Genomic DNA, 1,326 nt, shown 5'->3' with positions numbered 1-1,326 from the left:
TCCTTACAGGATCGCCTGATCCGGCTGGGACGCCAAACCGAAATCAGCCGCACCGTAAAGGCGCTGGGCGATGCTGCCGGTGGCGTGTCGCGATACTTCTTCACGCAATTCCTCGTCAACACGGTGTTTGGCATTTTTATCGGATTTGGATTGTTGACTTTAGGAGTACCGCATGCACTACTGTGGGGAACCTTAGCTGCCGTGATGCGGTTTATCCCATACCTGGGCGCCATAGCCTCTGGCGGGGTGATCGCCTGCTTTGCCGCGGCCGTCGACACCGGTTGGGATATGGCGCTTTCAGCCGTCATCTTGTTTGGTGTCCTCGAAATAACGGTGTCAAATTTGGTGGAGCCAAAGGTCTATGGGCACAGCACAGGCTTGTCGCCTCTGGCAGTCGTGGTATCGGCTGTGTTCTGGGGAACGCTTTGGGGGCCCGTAGGGCTGTTGATTTCTACGCCTCTGACCGTTTGCCTGGTCGTCGCCGGCCGGCACATTGAGTCCTTGGAGTCGCTCTCAATATTGCTGGGCCAAGCACCAGACGTAACTGCCGCACAGCGTTTCTTCCAGCGTAGCCTGTCGGGGGAAGCTGCGGCCATTCTTAAGGATGCTCAAATATATCTACGCCGTGCCAGCTTCGCACGGTACTGTGATCAAACGCTTCTACCTGGCTTGGCACTTGCCGCGGGAGAGTTGCGCAGGGGCGCAATCGACAAAGTGCAACAGGAGCGTCTACGCTGCACCGTTGTGGAAGTTGCGGAAGTCCTCGCACCCAGCGGTACGGCGACACGCCGACACCGCGTGTCCCTGCTCGACGCTAACGTAGGTGCACATCCACGGCAGTTGCGTGAAGCACGGCTCGGTCGCTGGCAAGGTTCACTAGATGTCCCTCTACGTTCCATCGTCCTGTGCGCAGGATTAGAATCGGAGCGCGATGAGCTAATCGGTGAACTACTCGCACGATCATTGCGAGAAAGTGGTGTAGACGCACGTAGTGTTTCTTTGCCCCTGCCTTACGAGCAGCACGACTCCGGCAAGGCTTCTCTGGTCTCTACCATTTTGGTCGCCTATCCACTAAAAGAGACCTTCGAAACATGGCGCATTGCCGTCGCTGCGCTGCGCATTCTGCTTCCCCAAGCGCTGGTGGCGACCGTTCGGCTGCCAAGGGACGAGTTTTCCGTGCCGCCTGCAGCGATGCAAACCGAGGTAGATATGGTCTTGCGTTCGTTCGAGGAGTGCCTAGCTTTCGTTTCCCCCGACCGCGACGCGGCTTGAAGTACTGAAATGATGCGCTGCGGGTCGAAATAACAGCACACAGCCGCACCTGGC

1 protein-coding gene is annotated in these 1,326 nt (G+C 57.8%); it reads left to right on the top strand.

Annotation, left to right across the window (positions count from 1 at the left end; genetic code table 11):
- Positions 1-1,272, top strand: a 1,272-nt coding sequence (locus AB4Z11_RS31915; RefSeq protein WP_442030216.1) for an AI-2E family transporter, incomplete at its 5' end; no start/stop codon positions are given.
- Positions 1,273-1,326: the final 54 nt, after the last annotated feature.

Source organism: Pseudoduganella sp. RAF53_2 (genome assembly GCF_052113985.1).
Lineage (GTDB): Bacteria > Pseudomonadota > Gammaproteobacteria > Burkholderiales > Burkholderiaceae_D > Rugamonas.
Note: the sequence above shows the minus strand (reverse complement) of the source record. Positions and strands in the feature narration are given on the sequence as shown.